The 17,466-nt window shown below is 65.5% G+C and carries 18 protein-coding genes; 9 read left to right on the top strand and 9 right to left on the bottom strand.

Features of this window, described 5'->3' with window-relative positions:
- Positions 1 to 33 precede the first annotated feature (33 nt).
- A complete protein-coding gene (locus ACLBYA_RS20120; RefSeq protein ID WP_447711201.1) occupies positions 34 to 507 on the top strand; it encodes a hypothetical protein in 474 nt (157 codons plus the stop codon).
- 5 nt (positions 508 to 512) lie between these two features.
- Here ACLBYA_RS20120 and ACLBYA_RS20115 read toward each other — a convergent pair whose 3' ends face one another.
- Genes ACLBYA_RS20115 through ACLBYA_RS20100 form a run of 4 tightly spaced genes read right to left on the bottom strand, consistent with a single transcriptional unit; the run spans position 513 to position 4,107 of the window.
- Positions 513 to 1,421, bottom strand: coding sequence for an alpha/beta fold hydrolase (locus ACLBYA_RS20115; RefSeq protein WP_447711200.1), 909 nt, complete (start codon positions 1,419 to 1,421; stop codon positions 513 to 515).
- Positions 1,418 to 1,831, bottom strand: a complete 414-nt coding sequence (locus tag ACLBYA_RS20110; protein ID WP_447711199.1) for a Rieske (2Fe-2S) protein — start codon at positions 1,829 to 1,831, stop codon at positions 1,418 to 1,420. Before ACLBYA_RS20110 ends, ACLBYA_RS20115 begins: the two co-directional genes overlap by 4 nt.
- Position 1,832: 1 nt before the next feature.
- Positions 1,833 to 2,975, bottom strand: coding sequence for an amidohydrolase family protein (locus ACLBYA_RS20105; protein ID WP_447711198.1), 1,143 nt, complete (start codon positions 2,973 to 2,975; stop codon positions 1,833 to 1,835).
- A gap of 19 nt (positions 2,976 to 2,994) precedes the next feature.
- Positions 2,995 to 4,107 carry an amidohydrolase family protein gene (locus ACLBYA_RS20100; protein WP_447711197.1) on the bottom strand — a complete coding sequence of 371 codons (1,113 nt, stop codon included), beginning with the start codon at positions 4,105 to 4,107 and terminating at the stop codon, positions 2,995 to 2,997.
- 262 nt (positions 4,108 to 4,369) lie between these two features.
- Between ACLBYA_RS20100 and ACLBYA_RS20095 the strand changes: the two genes are divergently transcribed.
- Both ACLBYA_RS20095 and ACLBYA_RS20090 read left to right on the top strand, forming a co-directional pair.
- Entirely contained in the window at positions 4,370 to 5,392 is a 1,023-nt protein-coding gene (locus ACLBYA_RS20095) for an acyl-CoA dehydrogenase family protein (RefSeq protein WP_447711196.1), read from the top strand.
- A complete protein-coding gene (locus ACLBYA_RS20090) occupies positions 5,376 to 6,551 on the top strand; it encodes an acyl-CoA dehydrogenase family protein (RefSeq protein ID WP_447711195.1) in 1,176 nt (391 codons plus the stop codon). Before ACLBYA_RS20095 ends, ACLBYA_RS20090 begins: the two co-directional genes overlap by 17 nt.
- A gap of 65 nt (positions 6,552 to 6,616) precedes the next feature.
- Here ACLBYA_RS20090 and ACLBYA_RS20085 read toward each other — a convergent pair whose 3' ends face one another.
- From ACLBYA_RS20085 to ACLBYA_RS20065, 5 genes are all read right to left on the bottom strand, one after another.
- Complete coding sequence (locus ACLBYA_RS20085; RefSeq protein WP_447711194.1) at positions 6,617 to 7,099, bottom strand: hemophore-related protein; 483 nt, start codon at positions 7,097 to 7,099, stop codon at positions 6,617 to 6,619.
- Positions 7,100 to 7,161: 62 nt separating this feature from the next.
- Positions 7,162 to 8,529, bottom strand: coding sequence for a cytochrome P450 (locus tag ACLBYA_RS20080; RefSeq protein WP_447711193.1), 1,368 nt, complete (start codon positions 8,527 to 8,529; stop codon positions 7,162 to 7,164).
- 42 nt (positions 8,530 to 8,571) lie between these two features.
- Positions 8,572 to 8,763 carry a ferredoxin gene (locus tag ACLBYA_RS20075; protein ID WP_447711192.1) on the bottom strand — a complete coding sequence of 64 codons (192 nt, stop codon included), beginning with the start codon at positions 8,761 to 8,763 and terminating at the stop codon, positions 8,572 to 8,574.
- A 19-nt stretch (positions 8,764 to 8,782) separates the two neighbouring features.
- On the bottom strand, positions 8,783 to 9,655 hold the full coding sequence (locus tag ACLBYA_RS20070) for a mycofactocin-coupled SDR family oxidoreductase (protein ID WP_447711191.1): 873 nt from the start codon (positions 9,653 to 9,655) through the stop codon (positions 8,783 to 8,785).
- Positions 9,656 to 9,675: 20 nt separating this feature from the next.
- On the bottom strand, positions 9,676 to 10,377 hold the full coding sequence (locus tag ACLBYA_RS20065; protein ID WP_447711190.1) for an SDR family NAD(P)-dependent oxidoreductase: 702 nt from the start codon (positions 10,375 to 10,377) through the stop codon (positions 9,676 to 9,678).
- A 249-nt stretch (positions 10,378 to 10,626) separates the two neighbouring features.
- On the opposite strand from ACLBYA_RS20065, the gene ACLBYA_RS20060 reads away from it, so the two are divergent.
- From ACLBYA_RS20060 to ACLBYA_RS20035, 6 genes are all read left to right on the top strand, one after another.
- On the top strand, positions 10,627 to 12,123 hold the full coding sequence (locus tag ACLBYA_RS20060; RefSeq protein ID WP_447711189.1) for an aldehyde dehydrogenase family protein: 1,497 nt from the start codon (positions 10,627 to 10,629) through the stop codon (positions 12,121 to 12,123).
- The gene (locus ACLBYA_RS20055; protein WP_447711188.1) at positions 12,123 to 13,331 is read left to right on the top strand and encodes a CaiB/BaiF CoA transferase family protein; all 1,209 of its coding nucleotides are present in this window, start codon (positions 12,123 to 12,125) and stop codon (positions 13,329 to 13,331) included. The genes ACLBYA_RS20060 and ACLBYA_RS20055 overlap by 1 nt, the downstream gene beginning before the upstream one ends.
- A 31-nt stretch (positions 13,332 to 13,362) precedes the next feature.
- Positions 13,363 to 14,538 (top strand): OB-fold domain-containing protein, encoded by a 1,176-nt coding sequence (locus tag ACLBYA_RS20050; RefSeq protein ID WP_447711187.1) that lies wholly within the window; start codon positions 13,363 to 13,365, stop codon positions 14,536 to 14,538.
- Positions 14,539 to 14,632: 94 nt separating this feature from the next.
- Positions 14,633 to 15,802: a thiolase C-terminal domain-containing protein gene (locus ACLBYA_RS20045; protein ID WP_447711186.1), complete on the top strand. Its 1,170-nt coding sequence runs from the start codon at positions 14,633 to 14,635 to the stop codon at positions 15,800 to 15,802.
- Positions 15,792 to 16,589, top strand: coding sequence for an MlaE family ABC transporter permease (locus ACLBYA_RS20040; RefSeq protein WP_447711185.1), 798 nt, complete (start codon positions 15,792 to 15,794; stop codon positions 16,587 to 16,589). Before ACLBYA_RS20045 ends, ACLBYA_RS20040 begins: the two co-directional genes overlap by 11 nt.
- Positions 16,590 to 16,593: 4 nt before the next feature.
- Entirely contained in the window at positions 16,594 to 17,451 is an 858-nt protein-coding gene (locus tag ACLBYA_RS20035) for an MlaE family ABC transporter permease (protein ID WP_447711184.1), read from the top strand.
- Positions 17,452 to 17,466 lie beyond the last annotated feature (15 nt).

The following is a 17,466-nucleotide window of genomic DNA, read 5'->3' as shown; positions in this document are numbered from 1 at the left end:
GGGTTGTTCCTTTCCACCGTTAGGCTGACGGCCGTGAGAACCGCTGTGGTGCGCGTGGACATCGATCCGTCGGGGCTGCTGACGCCCACCGAACTAGCCGATGGCATGACCGCGCTCCAGGGACTGGCGGCGGCGGCCGGCGCCGAGGTGGTCGACGCGGATCTGACCGCAGTACCGGTGAACCGGCGCGAGGTCGAGGTGCTGCTGGCCGGCGAGGATGCCGACACGCTGCAGGACACGGTGGTGGCGTTGTGCACCAGTGCATTCCGTCATCCCGTGGAGCCGGGTGTGCTGACCTTCGTGAGTCGCGGCACCGATGACGACGCCCATGGCGTGCTCGCGGGATTCGGATTGACCGGCACGGTGCACCGGTATCCGAGCGGCGCGGGCTGGGATGTGGTCGAGGTGACCCTGACCCGTGCGGACCTGCAGCGGGTACCGGAGAGCCGGATCCATACCGCATTGGAGGCCTCGCTGAACAGCGAGGTACGCATCCTGGTGACCTGAGTCCGTCAAGGTGCGCCCAGAAAGTCGAGGATCGGCGCCGCGGCCTGCACCCAGGTGTCGAAGAGACAGAACGTTTTTCCGCCGCTCTGGGCGAACTTCTCGCCGGCCCGCTCCCAGGCATCCTCGGGCCAGGGCGGATCGATCAGGGTCGAGCCCTTGATCAGGCAGCTCACCTCCAGTGAGGTGCGTTTGGGATGGTCCCAATCGCCCGCACCACCGCGGATGATCAGGGTGGGCACCGTGATGTTGTCGAACATCTCGTCGGACACGCCGGGGATGGTCTGCCCCGGCTTCGGCACGAAGGCGTTCAGCCAACGCAGCATGACCTTGAGATAGGCGTCGGCATCGAGCGCGAGTAGACGATCCCGGTTGTCCGGGTTCTGATCGACGCGCTCGCGCCACTCGGGAACGTTGAGCAACCCTTCGACACCGAGCCCACGGACGGCCAGGATGCTGGGGATCACGTAGTGACCACCCAGTACGAAGGACCCGTAGACACCGCCGACGATGTTCCACACCACCAGCTTCCGGACGATCTCCGGGTAGAGCATGGTGGTGAGCATCGAATCGCGGGCGCCGCCGGAGCCGCCCAGGATGATGACCGGGCCGTCGTGCACCGCGGTGACGAGCTTGTACAGCGTCTCGGCGCGCATGTGCGATTCGCTCTCGCCGTAGAATTGCACGGCGGACTTACCGCAGTTGGGCCGGTCCCACAGCAGCACGCGGTATCCGCCGGCCACCAGCGCCTCGGCGAGCGGACGCAGCCCCGGGATGTCCTTGCTGAACCGGCCGCCTGGGGTCAGCGCGATAAGATCGCCTGTCTCGCCCAGAATTTCGTAGACGACGTCACCGCCGTTGATCTCTATGGACTGTTCACCGGGGGCCAGCACCAGCGCGGATTCTGTAGTGGTCACGCTTGCACCAGCACTTCGTTGCCGACGACCCGCACCGGATAGGTGCGGATGCTCCACTCGGGCTTGACCGCGGTGGTGCCCGTCGCGAGTTCGAAACCCCATTGATGCCAGGGGCAGAAGATATATTCCTTGTCGCGCACCATGACCGCGTCTCCCGGTACGTCATCGTTGACTATGTTGAGCCCCCGGGTTCGCCCGGCGCACAGCGGGCCGCCTTCGTGCGGACAGTAGTTGGCGATGGCGTAGAAGGTCCCGTTGACGTTGTAGACGCCGACGCCGTGCCGGCCGATCGGCACCAATTTATGTGCACCGTGCGGGATCTCGTCGACGGTGGCGACCACGTGTTCGCGTCCCTGGGCGAGCCTGGGCTCACGCCCTGCCGCCGGCCCGGGCGTCTGCTGTTCGGTCAACTCAGAACACCCGCACCTGGCCCTCGAGGACCGGGACGGTCTCGGGCAGCTTGTAGGTCTCGATGCCGTTGCGGAACATGATCGCCTCGCGGGCGTGTTCGGGCAGGTGCTTGACCAGCCAGCGCGGGTCGTCGTAGGTCCAGTGCGGGTAGTCGCTGGAGTACAGCAGGATCTTTTCGCACTCCATCATCTCGAACGCGCGGGTCAGTTCGGTTTTGTCCTCGGGATAGTCCAGCGGCTGAGTGCTGAACTTGATGTGATCCTTGACGTACTCGCTGGGCTTGCGCTTGATGTCCAGCCACGACTTACGCTTGGCGTAGATGGCATCCATCCGCCACATCAGCGGCAGGATCCAGGTGAAGGCATGCTCGATGAAGACGACCTTGAGCGTGGGATGTCGGTCGAAGACACCATCGAAGATCAGACTCATCACCTGGTTGGCCGCCAACAGCGAATAGGTGACCATGAAGTCGTGGTTGTAGCTGGGCAGTCCGACCGGCGGGATGGGCAGTGTCTCGTAGACACCACGGGACAGGTGGCAGCTCACCGGGATGTCGTACTTGGTGGCGGTCGACCAGATCTGGTCGTAGATGGGGTCGCCCCAGGAGGGTCGGGGCTCGGCCTTGACCAGCACCTGGGACATGAACGGATGTTCGGCCCACTTCTCGATCTCGCGGACCGCTCCGGGCTGGTCCTCGATGGCAATGCAGATCGACCCGCGCCACCGTTCGTGCCAGTTGTTCTTGCTGTCCAACCAGTTGTCGGCCAGCCACTGGTTGGTGGCGATGCAGTAGGCCTGGGTCGCCTCGGCGAGCCGCGACTCGCCGTGGGTCGGCTCCAGGATCGCGATATCGCAGCCGGCCTCCATGATCGCCTGCCGTAACGCCATATCGGGATCGCTGCAGGCGAATTCGCCGTCGGGTGGGAAGGCGTCCAACCGCATGGCGTAGGAGTGCGCGTAATCGGGTGCGTCGTAGTAGATCTGATCACCGACGGCGTGATTGGTGAAGTACTTGCTGCGCCACGGTTCCGGGATGTACTCGACCAGCTCGCCGCGTCGTGGCATCGGGTGCACATCGGAATCGACACAACGTACGGCGATACGCTCGGTCGACGCGACGCGCGGATTGGTTGTCGTGGTCATGACTGCCTCCTCGATACCTCTACTGTGCGCCTACGACGGGGGAAGCCGCAGTGATTTCGATGCCGTAGAGCTCGGCGGCATTGCGCCAGCACAACTTGTCGCGTTGCTCCGCGCTGTAGGCGGCCGGGACACTCAGTTCGTTGGCATCCCAGTGTGGATAGCTGGAGCCGAACATCACCATGTCGTTCTTGCCGGTGAAACCGGCCCACTCGCCGGCGAAGTCGACATCGCCTGGTCCGTCGAAGGTGCCCTGGATGAAGTGCACGTGGCCCGGGAGGTAGTCGCTGGGCATCTTCGGGGCCCACGGTGTCTGTTCCAGATGCGGCCTGCCGAAACAGTCCATCCGCCACATGAACGGTGTCAGCATGTCGGCCGCACCGTCGGCCCAGACCATCTTGAGGTCCGGAGTCCGCTCGAAGACGCCCTCGGCGATCATGTTCATCAGGTGATAGAGGTAGTTCAGTCCCATGAAGGACAGGTACTGCTCGTAGGTGCGGGTCTTGCCCGACGGCGTGGGCGGGAAGGCGATTCCGGCGCCCACCTCGATGTGTACCGCCACCGGCAGATCCGCCGCGGCGGCGGCGTCCCACAGCGGCCAGAACTGTGGCTTGCCGTACAGCTCACGCGACTGCAGTGGGATGCCGATCTGGACCACGCGCGGGTGATCCTTATAGGTCTCGATCTCGCGAAGTGCGCCGGTGATGTCATCGGGGTTGACGCGGATGGTGCCGCGGAACCTGTTGCCGTGCTCTGGATGATCGAGCCACCGGGTCACCATCATCTCGTTGTGCGCGGACGCGATGGCGGTGCCGAGATGACGGTCGGGCATGATGCCGCGGGTCATCGGGTGCAGCACCGCCACATCGACCCCGCGATCGTCGAACAGGTGCGCTGCGACCAGTCCGACGTCGGAACCCGGGTACTCGCGGTTCGGTCCCTTGGCATCGCGCAGGTACTCGCCGCCGGGCGCGCCGTACCAATCCATCTCGTAATCGGGGAAGCCGCGACTGCTGAACGGTTCACGCAGGAAGTTCTTCCGCAGGTCCTTGTTCGACTGCATGAAGATGTGCACGCTGGCGTCGATGACGGGTGTGCACACGACGCCACCTTCACCGTCCGGCAGGTCTTTCACGTCTGATCCATCCTTAGCGTCTGCGGCCACCGTCAACTGCGCACAGGTCGGCCGTCCCGCACCCAGTGTAGATCCTTGTTCTTCGATAGCAAGAATAATGTTCTCCAGCGGTTCGCTTACATCGCCGCTGGTGAGGGTGTCTGCTGGTCAGTTGCGTAGCGCCCGGATGGCGGAATCGCATAGTGACTATCGGAGAATGATGACACCGATGACGAGAATGTTATTCTCGTCGCGACGGAACGATGACAGGCGGGAGGTCCGGATGCTGCTGGAGTTCGACGCTGATCAGCGTCTTTGGCAGGAGACGGTGCGCGATGCGGTGGGCAAACAATGCCCGGCCTCGCTGGTGCGCAGCATTGCAGAGGGTAAACAGGACGGCGCCGAGCCGCTCTGGCGGTCCTATCTGGAGGCCGGCTGGACCGAGCTGGCCGACCCGGACAACGCGGTCGAGCTCGCGATCGTGCTCGAGGAACTGGGGCGGGCCACCGACCCGACGCCGTTCCTGGCCACGCTGTCGCAGTTCGCCCCGCTGGCCGGGGATCGCTTCGACCCGGCTCTGGCGGGTGCGGCGGTCTATGACGGTGTCAGCGCAAACTGGGCCGGCGACGGCTGGGTTCTGGACGGCACCTCGAAGTTCGTGCTCGACGGAGACCGGGCCGACAAGCTTGCGGTGGTGACTGCGGCCGGAGTGTTCGTGGTCGGCGCCGACATCGCGACGGCGCGGCGCAGGGATGTGTTCGACCCGGTACTGCATGTCAGCGAGGTGAACTTCGACCGGGTTCGCGTCGAAGAGGCCGACCGGCTGGACCTCGATCCGTCGGCGGCGTTGACGCTGATCGAGCGATCCCGCCACGTGGCGCTGATGGGTATGGCGGTCACGATGGTGGGGGCCTGCCAGCGTGTTCTGGATCTCGCGCTCGAACATGCCAAGAGTCGGTACCAGTTCGGGGTGCCGATCGGTTCTTTCCAAGCCATCCAGCACAAGGCCACCGATATGTATGTGGCGATCGAACGGGCCCGTGCACTGTCCTATTTCGCCGCGTTGACCATCGCTGCCGATGATCCGCGCAGGCGGATCGCCGCCGCGATGGCCAAGGCCAGTGCGGGGGAGTGCCAGACCCTGGTGTTCCAGCACGGCCTGCAGACCTTCGGGGCCATGGGCTTCACCTGGGAGAACGACCTTCAGTTCGCGTTGAAGCGGGCCAAGGCCGGCGAGCTTCTGCTCGGCGGCGCCGCGCAACACCGCGCTCTCATCGCCGAGGAGTTTGATGCAACTCGAATTTGATGCCGATGTCGAGGAGTTCCGCGCCGAGTTCTCGGCCTTCCTCGACGAGCACCTGCCCTCTGCCGCAGACACTTTGGAGCGTCCGCGCTCGGTGTCGCACATGCCGCAGTGGGCCCGCGACTGGCAGCGGCTGCTGTTCGACAACGGCTGGCTGCTCCCGGCGCAGCCTCCCGAGTTCGGCGGTCGCAACGCCACCGTGCTGCAGACCTACGTGCACCTGGAAGAACTCTGCCGCCGCCGCATTTACCACAGCTTCAATCCGCAGGGCGTCAACATCATTGCGGCATCGCTGATTTCGTTCGGCAGTGAAGAGCAGAAGCAGAAGTGGGCGGTGCCGGTGCTGCGCGGCGAGAAGACCGCCTCGTTGGGTATGAGCGAGCCGAGTGCCGGATCGGACCTGGCGTCGTTGCGCACCAAGGCCGCTCGCGACGGGGACGACTTCGTCGTCAACGGTCAGAAGGTGTGGACCTCGGGTGCCCATGACGCCGACTGGCTGTTGACCTTCGTGCGGACCGATCCGGACGCTGCCAAGCACAAGGGCATCAGCGTCCTGATCATCCCGACCGACACCGAGGGCGTGGTGTGCCGGCCGTTCGCCGATATCTGCGGTGAGGAGAACAAGGACTTCAACGAGGTCTTCTTCGCCGACGCCCGGGTGCCCGCCGAGAACCTGGTCGGGCCGCTCAACGGTGGCTGGAAGGTGGCCAACGGCTCACTGGGCCACGAGCGCACCATGATGTGGCTGGGTTTCGCCGACCGGATCGCCAACTCCATCGGCGATTTCAAACCGTCCACCCCAATGGAGCGCGATCAGCTGGCCAGCACCATCATGGACTACCAGGCGCTGCGGCTGCTCGGGTCGGTCGGGTTGGCCAAGGCCGCGCGCGGTGAGGTCGATGTCGCATCGGTGTCGGTACCCAAGTTGCTCGGCGCCGAGGCCGAATTGCGGGCGTCGAACAATGCGCTCGTCGCGGCCGGTTCCGAGGGGCTGATCCACCCGTCGTTCAGTGGGCCGTACGCGCACATGAACCTGGACCACTATTACGCCAGTTGGTTCGAGCGGTATGCCCGCAGCTTCTCGGGCACCATCGCCGGCGGTACCTCGGAGATCCAGCGCAACATCATCGCCCAGCAGGTGTTGGGGCTGCCGCGGGGCTGACCGCCATCACGAAAAAACGTCCCGCCCTCCAGACCGGAGGGCGGGACGTTTTCGTGCGTCTGCGATCAGTAGCTGTTGCAGGTACCCGCGAGGTTCTGCACGGCACCCAGGTAGCTCGCGGCGCCCGGATAGGCGGCGATCTGGTTGACCGTGTTCTGGCGTTCGACCGGGCCCGAGGACAGGAAGGTCCGCAGCATCCCCAGCGCCATCGGCTGAGCGTTGAACTGAGCAGCCAGGTCGGGCTGCTGCGCGTTCATCGCAGCCATCACCTGGTCGTAGGAGCAGGTCGTGTTGACGACGGCGCTGAGGTCGGGCTGGGCAGAGGCGACCCCGACCGACATCGGCACCGAAAGAGCGAGACCGCCGATCACGACGGCCAGCTTCGTGCGCGACACCTTGAGCATGTGGTTTATACCTTTCCCCACCCGACTGATTCGGGCGACATCCTCCATGTCGTGGAGGACATCTAATTTGTTACAGATCCCTTTGAACAAAAGGCTAACAGGATCGCCGTTGATCCACGCAAGTCCTTTACCCAGGGCGAACACGACCGAAACGACTCCGGCTCCCCGCCTGCTCAGCAGGTGGGGAGCCGGATTGCCGGGTCGGCTCACTTCCAGTCGATGACGGCCTTTTCCTTGCGTTCGGTGATCGGCCGGGCGAGTTCCTGCTCATTGCAGATGCGCTGCAGGTTCTCCAGGGTCTCGTCCAGGCCGGGGCCCAGGCGCTTCCCGGGGGTGAAGGTGGCCGGCAGATTACGCATGCCCTGGATCACACCGATGGTGTCGTAGTGCACGGTGCCCTCGGGATCGCACGTGTAGTCGGGCATCCGGTCCAGCACCGCCGTCAGCATCGACTTGAACACGGTGCGCGCGACATTGGAGCCCACGCAGCGGTGCACGCCGATACCGAAGCTGAAGTGCCGGTTGCCCTTGCGATCCATGATCAGGTCGTTGGGCTGGTCGAACACCGCCGGGTCGCGGTTGGCCATCGCCCAGGACAGCCACAGCCGCTCGTACTGTTTGAACTTCTGCCCGTCGACCTCGACGTCCTCGGCGAACGTACGGCCGTCGCCGGGGGCCGGGGTGAAGAACCGCAGGAACTCCTCGGTGGCCGAGTTCAACAACGCGTCGCGATCGCGGGAGAGCCGCTCGCGCTCCTCGGGGTTCTCACCCAGCCATTCCAGTGCGTGTGCGGTCAGCGCGGTGGTGGTGTCGAAACCGCCACCGATCACCAGACCGAGGTTGCCCAGGATCTCCATGTCCGGTGCCGGCTCGCCGTCGATGCGCAGCTGCAGCATGGCGTTGACCAGCCCGGGGCGCGGGTTCTCCCGGATCGCCATCATGTTGTTGATGATGTCGATGCCCATCTCGCGGTGCTGCTCGTTGATCTTCTCGCGTTCGGGCGCGTGCTCAGGGGTGTATACCGAGGCGTGGGTGGGCTCGCTGTAGACGTTCCACTTCTTCAGGTCCAGGCCCATCATTGCCAGCGTGAACACCGCGGGCACCACATTGGCCAGGTGGTCGACAAAATCGATCCGACCCGTCTCGATGTGCTCGTCCAGGGCGGCACGGGTGATCTCGTCGACGAACGGTTCCCATCGCTTGATCGCCGCCGGCGACAGGTACGGGTTCAGTGCGCCGCGATAGGCACTGTGCTCGGGCTCGTCCATCTCCAGGATTCCGCCACGCACGACGGTGGCCCGACTGGCCTTCGGGATGGTGATGCCCTTGAACGGTGTTTCACCGGAGATGTCGTGATGGTTGGACACCACCGGGCAGCGGGCCAGTTCGAAGACGTGCTTGCTGTCGGCGGCCACCCAGTGCCCGTCGTAGACGTCGGTCCATGCCAGCGGGCACTTGGCCTGCATCTCCTCGGTGATGTCCTGGAACTGCAGCCGGTATTCCGGGGTGTGCCGATCGAAGTGGTAGGTGTTCTTCTTGCGATCGTCGTCGGTCGAGACGTCATCGATGGTCATGGCGTCCTCTCTTTGATGGCGTTGTCTGCATGGGCGGCAGCGTCATTCGATGACAATTGCCTGCTCGGGGCAGGAGTGGACGGCCTCCTTGACCGCGTCCTCCTGATCGGCGGGCACAACTTCGGAAGCCGGCGAGGCGTGGCCGTCGACATCGTCGAGTTCGAACGAGTCGGGGGCGATCATCGCGCACAGGGTGTGGCCCTGGCAGCGGCTTCCATCGACCGAAACCTTCACTGTATCAACCCCTTCCAGGTCAGACGTGGTAGTCGTACCACTTGAGGTAGCCGCCGGCATCGACGCGCAGCTGCATACCGGTGACGAATCGGGACTCGTCGGATGCCAGCCACAGCACCGCGTTGGTGATGTCCTCGGGTTCGATGTAGTTGACCTTCATCGCCTGCTGCACGCTGAACACCGGCTCGGCGTCGGCGCGGGTCGGATTCGGCAGGTCGGGACGGAACGAGCGGTACATCGGCTCGCTCTGCAGCATGTCGGTGTTGCAGTTGGTCGGGTGGATCACATTGGCCCGGATGCCGCGCACGGCCAGCTCGGTGGCCAGGTAGTGCACGTACTCCGAGATGAACCGCTTGCTGACCATGTAGCCCATGCCGCCGGGATCGTTGCCGGGGTTCGGCTTGTTGTGCGCGTCCATCAGTGCCGCGGCCGACGCGGTCGCGATGATAGAGGCGCCCTCGGTCAGGTGCGGCAGCGCGACCTGGATGGCGTTGATGGTGCCGACGAAGTTGGTGTTGATGCCGTCGGTCCAGGCCTGCATCGCCGGCTGGCCCTTCATGGCGGCGATACCGGCCTGCGCGACGACGATGTCGACCTTGCCGAGTTCGGCCAGGCCGGCTTCCAGCGCCCCACGCAGTTCGGCCTCGTTACGGACGTCGGCCTGTGCGGTGACGATGCGCCGACCGGTCTTCTCGACGTAGTTCTTGGTTTCTTCCAGGTCCTCGGGGGTGGCCATGGCATAGCCGACGGTGTCGTAGTTCTTACAGATGTCGACGGCGATGATATCGGCGCCCTCTTCGGCGAGCCGGATCGCGTGGCTGCGGCCCTGCCCGCGGGCAGCGCCGGTGATGAAGGCTACTTTTCCGGCCACCCGGCCGTTTGTATTACCCACTCGATAATCCCTTCCCGCTCTTAGGTGTTCCGGCCGCCGTTGACGCCCAGGATCTGTCCGGTGATATAGCCGGCCTCTTCGGAGATGAAGAAGGCACAGGCGGCTGCGATGTCCTCGGGCTTGCCCATCCGGCGCACCGGGGTCTGCTCGATCTGCTTGTCGGTGTCGCCCAGGAAGCCGCGGTCCTCGGCCTTGCGCAGCATCGGGGTGTCGATGAACCCCGGCGGGACGGCGTTGACCGTGATGCCCATCGGCCCGTATTCGAGCGCCAACGATTTGGTCAGCCCGTTGACCGCGGACTTGGCGGCGACGTAGGGCGCCATGTACGGCTGGCCGGAGTGCGTGCTGGACGAGGAGATGTTGACGATGCGACCCCAGCCGGCCTCGATCATCTCCGGCAGCACGGCCTGTACGCAGTGGAAGACGCCGTTGAGGTTGACGTCGATGACGCGCTGCCACTGCTCGAACGAGGTGTCGGTGAACTTCCGGAAGCTGTCCAGCCCGGCCGCGTTCACCAGGATGGTGATCGGCCCGAGCTGCGCGCGGATGGCATCGAGCGCGGTGTCGACCGCCGCACGATCGGTGACGTTGGCGATGAATGCGTTCGGCGTATCCGTCGGGTTCAGGTCCAGGGTGGCGACGTTGTAGCCGTCGGCGCGCAGCCGGTCGGCAATGGCCCGTCCGATACCTGACCCGCCGCCGGTCACGACAGCGTTCTTCACCTGTGGGCCTCCCTGATGCGAGCTGGATGTGGCGACGATCTCAAGAATCATCCTTCCGATTATGAGAACCGTACTCTCGGCGTGGGCGTTATCGCAAGACTCTCCGTCTCGGATCGGGAAACAAAACTTAGGGCCGTTACGCAGCTCGAGCCATACGACTAGCACGTCTACGCTTTCTTGCGTTCTCATCCACCGGATGTAGTATTCGCCGTTGATGAGAATGAAATTTCCATCACACTGAGGAGCCTGATGTCTTCGCACCCCGCGACCCCCACGATCGACGCCCACAACGGCACCGCCGCCACCACGGTCGACCGGCGGATGCTGATCGACGGACAGCTGGTCGAAACCGCCCGCACCTTCGCATCACTGAACCCCGCCACCGGTGACGTGCTCGGGTACGCGCCGGATGCCTCGGTGGCCGATGCCGAAGCGGCCGTCGCCGCCGCGCGCCGTGCCTTCGACGAGTCGGGCTGGGCCACCGATGTGGCCATGCGGGTGCGCTGCCTGGAGCAGTTCCACGCGGCCCTGGTAGAGCACCGCGACGAGTTGGCAGCGCTGACCATCGCCGAGGTCGGCGCGACACCCGCGCTGTGCCAGGGTGCGCAGCTCGACCAGCCGATCGCGATCGTCGAGTACTACCTCAACCTGCTGCGTGACTATCCGTTCACCGAGGACCTCGGCAACATCGAGAGTCGCGGTATGCAGCACCATCGCTGGGTAGAGAAGGAGGCCGCCGGCGTCGTCGCGGCCATCATCGCCTACAACTATCCCAACCAGCTGGCGTTGGCGAAGCTGGCGCCTGCGCTGGCCGCCGGGTGCACCGTCATCCTCAAGGCCGCCCCCGACACCCCGCTGATCACGCTGGCCCTCGGCGAGTTGATCGCCAATCACACCGACATCCCGGCCGGCGTGGTCAACGTCATCAGCGGTGCCGACCCTCAGGTCGGCGCCGTGCTGACGACCGACCCGGACGTCGACATGGTCACCTTCACCGGATCGACCCCGACCGGCCGGGCCATCATGGCCGCCGCCAGCTCGACCCTGAAGAAGGTGTTCCTGGAACTCGGCGGCAAGTCCGCGGCCATCGTCCTCGACGACGCCGACTTCAACACGGCCGCACTGTTCTCCGCGTTCAGCATGGTCACCCATGCCGGCCAGGGCTGCGCGCTGACCTCCCGTCTGCTGGTGCCCGCCAAGCACAAGGACGAGCTGGTCGAGATGATCAAGAACAACTTCGGCCTGGTCCGGTACGGCGATCCGACGGCGCAGGGCACCTACATGGGGCCGCTGATCAGCGAGAAACAACGCGACAAGGTCGACGCCATGGTGCAGCGGGCCGTCGATGCCGGCGCGACGCTGGTGACCGGCGGCGAGAAGGTCGACCCGGGCTACTTCTATACCCCGACCCTGCTCGCCGATGTCGACCCCGACAGTGAGATCGCCCAGGAGGAGGTCTTCGGGCCCGTCCTCGCGGTCATCGCCTACGAAGACGACGACGACGCGGTGCGCATCGCCAACAACTCCATCTACGGACTGTCGGGTGCGGTGTTCGGTAGCGAGGAACGGGCGCTGGGAATCGCACGCCGGATCCGCACCGGGACGTTCTCCATCAACGGCGGCAACTACTTCAGCCCGGACAGCCCGTTCGGCGGCTTCAAGCAGTCCGGCATCGGGCGGGAGATGGGCAAGGCCGGCCTGGATGAGTTCCTGGAGTCCAAGACGTTCGCGACGGTGGTGAGCTGATGTCGGAGCCGCTGGACGGGATCCGGGTCCTCGAAGTCGCCATGTACGGCTTCGTGCCGTCGGCCGGCGCGGTGCTCGCCGAATGGGGCGCCGATGTGGTGAAGGTCGAACATGCCGTCACCGGTGACCCGCAGCGTGGACTGCGTCAGACCGGTCTGCTGCGGGTGGACGGTGATCCCAATCCCAATATCGAACATGCCAACCGGCTCAAACGCAGTGTCGGTCTGGATATGTCGGTGCCCGAAGGTCGCGAGGTGCTGCTGGAACTCGCCAAGCGCGCCGATGTGTTCTTGACCAGCTTCCTGCCCGGACACCGTGCCAAATTCGGGATCGACGTCGAGGACATCCGCGCGGTCAATCCGAGCATCATCTACGCCCGCGGCAGCGCCCTGGGTCCGCGCGGTGACGAGGCGGGCAAGGGCGGCTACGACATGACCGCGTTCTGGTGCCGCGCCGGCACCGCACGCACCATCACCCCGCCCGACATGCCGGGCATGATCGGCCCGCCGGGACCTGCCTACGGCGACACCATCTCCGGGACCAACCTGGCCGGCGGGATCGCCGCGGCACTGGTGAAACGGGAGCGCACCGGTGAACCCTCGGTGGTCGACGTCTCGCTGCTGGGGAGCGGGCTGTGGTCCATGGGCCACACCGTCGCACTGACCAATCACCTCAACGAGCGCATGGAGGCGTTTCCGCCGGGGACGCAGGGTTCGCCGTTCAACCCGCTTGTCGGCCTGTATCCGACCGCCGATGACCGCTACATCTCCTTCGTGATGATGCAGCCGACAAAGTTCTGGGCCGATGTGTGCCGGCACATGGATCTGGAGGATCTGATCGACGATCCGCGGTTCGCGACGGCCGAGTCCATCGCCGAGAACACCGCGGCCGCCAACGAGATCCTCACCGAGGCAATGCAGAAACGGACGCTGCCGGAATGGAGTGAACGGTTCTCGACACTGGCCGGCCCGTGGGCCCCGGTGCAGGACACCCTGCAGGCGGCCCAGGACGCACAGATCCGGGCCAACGAATACCTGGTGCAGGCAGGCGATCTCGAACTGGTGGCCAACCCGGTGCAGTTCGACGTCGCCGCACCCACCAGCGGACCCGCACCCGGCTTCGCCGAGCAGACCGACGAGATCCTGCTCGAGCTCGGTCTGGACTGGGATCGCATCATCGAGCTCAAGACCGCAGGCGCCGTCACTTAACCACCAGCCCGGAAAGGTACACACACAGCCCATGCCCTACGTTTCATCGATCGGCACCTACCTGCCGTGCTGGGGCACACCCTGGCACCGGGTGCCCGGTGATGACGAGGACGCCATCACCCTGGCGGTGGAAGCGGGCCGTGCCGCACTGGAATCCGGTGCCGCCGTCGAGCGGGTCGTGCTCGTCACCCGCAGTCTGCCGTTGGTCGAGAGCAGCAACGCCGCGGTGTTGTTGGCCGGCCTCGGCCTGGATCCCGAGCTCGAAGTAGACGAGCGCCTCGGCGGCGCACCGGCGACCGCGGACGCGGTCAGTTCGGCTCGTCCCCGGACCCTGATCATCGGGGTGGATCTGGACCCGGCCGGCGCGGCGGCGCTGGTGACCGCCGAAGACGGACTGCGGGTACGCACGGCCGCGCGGGTGGCGCGCAGCCTGCCGGTGCGCACCCGGACCGAGACCGGCGGTGTGCAGGATTACGGTGATCCGCGGTTGCTGCACGAACGCGGGCTGATCGCCTCATTGGAAGCGGCCTGGTTGGACACCCCGGCTGCGGTGGCCGGCGTCGGCCATGACCGCGCCCTCGAACTCTGCCTGCCCGATCCGCCGCTGCTACCCACGATGGGAGCCAGTGCCAGCATTTTTGCGCTCGCCGGGATGGCCGCGGCGGGCCGTGCCGGGGCGCTGGTCGCCGTCGAACAGGCCCTGCTGTCCGGGCTCACGGTCGGCGGTGGGCAGGCCGTCATCCGACGTCGTGAAACACCGGCGCGCCCGGTGCCGACGTACACCTGTGTGAAGGGCAGCGACATCCCGATCTCGTTGGCTGCCTACGAGCGCGCCTTCGAGGCGAAAGTGCGGTGGGAGGCGGGCACCTTCGCGGGCAGCGACGAGTTGGACTTCCCGCCGCGGTTCCGGGTCGCCCGCGACGGCACGTTGGCCACCGACTACGCGCTGGTGCCGCTGCCGCGCACCGGTACCGTCTACACCGAGGTGACGGTGCACGTACCGGTTCCCGGTCTACGCACGCCCTACTCCTTGGTGATCGTCCAACTCGATGGTGTCGGGGTGCGCACCCTGGTCAAGGTGACCGGGGTGGAACCGGGCACGGTGGACATCGGGGACCGCGGCCGGATGGCCTTGCGTCGGGTCGCGATGCGTTCCGGCGTACCCGATTACGGGTACGCCTTCGCCCCCGACGAGGCGGCTGCGTGAGCGCGCGCCGCGCGGCGCCGAGTGGATTCCACCAATATGGGCACCTTTACCGTAAACCATTCGATAGGCTCTCCTGCGCAACGGAGGGGAGGTCATGAGAAACGTCGCCATCGTCGGCGCGGGGATGACCACCTTCGGGGAGCATTTCGCGCTCGGACTCAAGGATCTGCTGCCGTTGGCCTTCGCCGACTGTGTGCGCAGCATCGACAAGGGGCTGGACAAGTTCGACTTGCAGGCCGCCTGGTACGGGTCGATGGGCACCGCCGACGGATTCCCGGCCGGCATCCTCGCCGATACGCTGGGCCTGCCCGACCTGCCCGTCACTCGGATCGAAAACTCCTGCGCCACCGGCAATGACGCCGTGCGCAACGCCCTGTTCGCGGTCGCCTCCGGCGCCTATGACGTCGCACTGGTGATGGGCGCGGACAAACTGCGCGACACCACCTCGGCGGACATGCTGTGGGAGTGGGAGGCGATGGCTCGGGACAAGGCCTGGGACTACCCGTTGGGGCTGGTCGCCCCGGCGGGATTCGCGCTGCACGTCCGCCGCTACCTGCACGAATCACCGGCCACCCGTGAGCATCTGGCGATGATCGCGGTGAAGAACCATCGGCACGGTGCGCGTAACCCGAAGGCCCGGCTGCAATTCGAGATCACCGTCGAGCAGGCGATGCAGGCCGCGGTGGTCGTCACCCCGTTCCACGTCTACGACTGCGCCCCGCAGAGCGACGGTGCGGCTGCTCTGGTGATCGCGGCCGAGGACGTCGTGGACCGGTTCACCGACCGGCCCGTCTGGATCCGTGGTGTGGGGCTGGGGCTGGATTCGGTGATGCACCAACACAAGGACGATCTGACCACCTTCCCGGCCACCGTTCGGGCGGCCAAGCAAGCCTTTGGGATGGCCGGCCTGACGCCTTCGGATATCGACGTGGCCGAAGTTCACGATTTCTTCACCGGGATCGAGCTGATCAGCTATGAAGATCTGGGCTTCGCAGAGCGGTTCGACGGCTACAAACTCGCCGAGGCGGAGGTCACCAGCGTCGGGGGAGCGCTACCGGTGAATCCCAGTGGGGGTTTGAAAGCCAAAGGGCATCCGCCGGGTGCCACCGGTGTGGCACAGTGCGTTGAGCTTTTCGAGCAGTTGCGCGGCGAGGCCACCAACCAGGTCGACGGAGCCCGAGTCGCGTTGGCGCACAACGTCGGCGGCCCGACGGCGGTAGCAGCAGTCACGATCTTGGAAGGACCCGGTGCGCATGGCGGATAAATGGTCGCCAGGGATAGGCCAGATACGCCGGTTGTCGGGCCCGATGCAGGCCGTCGGTGCGCTGTTCCTGATGGGCGCGGACGCCTTTCGTTATGCCTTCCAGCGCCCGTTCTACGGTCGGGAGTTCCTGGAGCAGTGCTGGTTCATCTCCCGGGTGTCGATGGCACCCACCCTGCTGGTGGCCATCCCGTTCACCGTGCTGGTGAGCTTCACGCTGAACATCCTGCTTCGTGAACTCGGCGCCGCCGACCTGTCCGGTGCCGGGGCGGCGTTCGGTGCCGTCACCCAGATCGGCCCGATGGTCACGGTGCTGATCGTGGCCGGCGCGGGTGCCACCGCGATGTGTGCGGACCTGGGCTCGCGGACCATCCGCGAGGAGATCGACGCCATGGAGGTGCTGGGCATCAACCCGATCCAGCGCCTGGTCACCCCGCGAATCCTGGCCTCCGGGCTGGTGGCATTGCTGCTCAACAGCCTGGTGGTGATCATCGGAATCCTCGGCGGCTACACCTTTTCGGTGTTCATCCAGGACGTCAACCCGGGCGCGTTCGCGGCCGGTATCACCCTGCTGACGGGGGTGCCCGAGGTGATCATCTCCTGCGTGAAGGCGGCACTTTTCGGGCTGATCGCCGGACTGGTGGCCTGCTATCGCGGGCTGACGATCACCGGCGGCGGCGCGAAGGCGGTCGGCAATGCGGTCAACGAGACGGTGGTCTATGCCTTCATGGCCCTGTTCGTGATCAACGTCGTGGTGACGGCCATCGGCATTCGATTGACGACGGGATGATCTGATGGGCTCACTGGTGGTACTTCGGTCCACATACCCTCGTCTGGCGGCGCAGGCGCGCAAACCGGTGTCGCTGCTGTCCAGGATCGGCGATCACACCTTGTTCTACGGCCGGGCGATCTCCGGCGTTCCCCACGCGGCACTGCACTACCGCAAGGAGGTCATCCGGCTGATCGCCGAGATCTCCATGGGCGCGGGAACTCTGGCCATGATCGGTGGCACCGTGGTGATCGTCGGATTCTTGACGTTGGCCACCGGTGGCACCCTGGCGATCCAGGGTTACAGCTCGCTGGGCAATATCGGCATCGAGGCGCTGACCGGCTTCCTGGCGGCATTCATCAACGTACGCATCGCCGCGCCGGTCGTCGCGGGGATCGGGCTCGCGGCCACCTTCGGTGCCGGTGTCACCGCACAGTTGGGCGCCATGCGCATCAACGAGGAGATCGATGCGCTGGAGGCGATGGCGATCCGCCCCGTCGAATACCTGGTCAGCACCCGGATCGTGGCCGGCATGATCGCGATCACCCCGCTGTATTCGATCGCGGTGATCCTGTCCTTCCTGGCGTCCCAGTTCACCACCACCGTGCTGCTCGGGCAGTCCAGCGGTCTCTACGACCACTACTTCAACACCTTCCTCAACCCGATCGACCTGTTGTGGTCGTTCCTGCAGGCCATCTTGATGGCCATCGCGATCTTGTTGATCCACACCTATTTCGGATACTTCGCGACCGGAGGACCCTCCGGTGTCGGGGTCGCGGTGGGCAATGCCGTGCGCACGTCGTTGATCGTGGTGGTGTCGGTGACACTGCTGATCTCGCTGGCCATCTACGGCTCCAACGGCAACTTCAACCTGAGCGGCTAGCGGGCAGGAGACTCA

It is taken from the genome of Mycobacterium sp. C31M (assembly GCF_053345865.1).
This window is presented reverse-complemented; position numbering and strand designations above follow the sequence as displayed.

Excerpts from the sequence above, each read along its gene's own strand:
- ACLBYA_RS20105 (WP_447711198.1), bottom strand. The coding sequence starts at position 2,975 with ATGACCACGACAACCAATCCGCGCGTCGCGTCGACCGAGCGTATCGCC.
- ACLBYA_RS20095 (WP_447711196.1), top strand. The coding sequence starts at position 4,370 with ATGCTGCTGGAGTTCGACGCTGATCAGCGTCTTTGGCAGGAGACGGTG.
- ACLBYA_RS20090 (WP_447711195.1), top strand. The coding sequence starts at position 5,376 with ATGCAACTCGAATTTGATGCCGATGTCGAGGAGTTCCGCGCCGAGTTC.
- ACLBYA_RS20080 (WP_447711193.1), bottom strand. The coding sequence starts at position 8,529 with ATGACCATCGATGACGTCTCGACCGACGACGATCGCAAGAAGAACACC.
- ACLBYA_RS20060 (WP_447711189.1), top strand. The coding sequence starts at position 10,627 with ATGTCTTCGCACCCCGCGACCCCCACGATCGACGCCCACAACGGCACC.
- ACLBYA_RS20055 (WP_447711188.1), top strand. The coding sequence starts at position 12,123 with ATGTCGGAGCCGCTGGACGGGATCCGGGTCCTCGAAGTCGCCATGTAC.
- ACLBYA_RS20050 (WP_447711187.1), top strand. The coding sequence starts at position 13,363 with ATGCCCTACGTTTCATCGATCGGCACCTACCTGCCGTGCTGGGGCACA.
- ACLBYA_RS20045 (WP_447711186.1), top strand. The coding sequence starts at position 14,633 with ATGAGAAACGTCGCCATCGTCGGCGCGGGGATGACCACCTTCGGGGAG.
- ACLBYA_RS20040 (WP_447711185.1), top strand. The coding sequence starts at position 15,792 with ATGGCGGATAAATGGTCGCCAGGGATAGGCCAGATACGCCGGTTGTCG.
- ACLBYA_RS20035 (WP_447711184.1), top strand. The coding sequence starts at position 16,594 with ATGGGCTCACTGGTGGTACTTCGGTCCACATACCCTCGTCTGGCGGCG.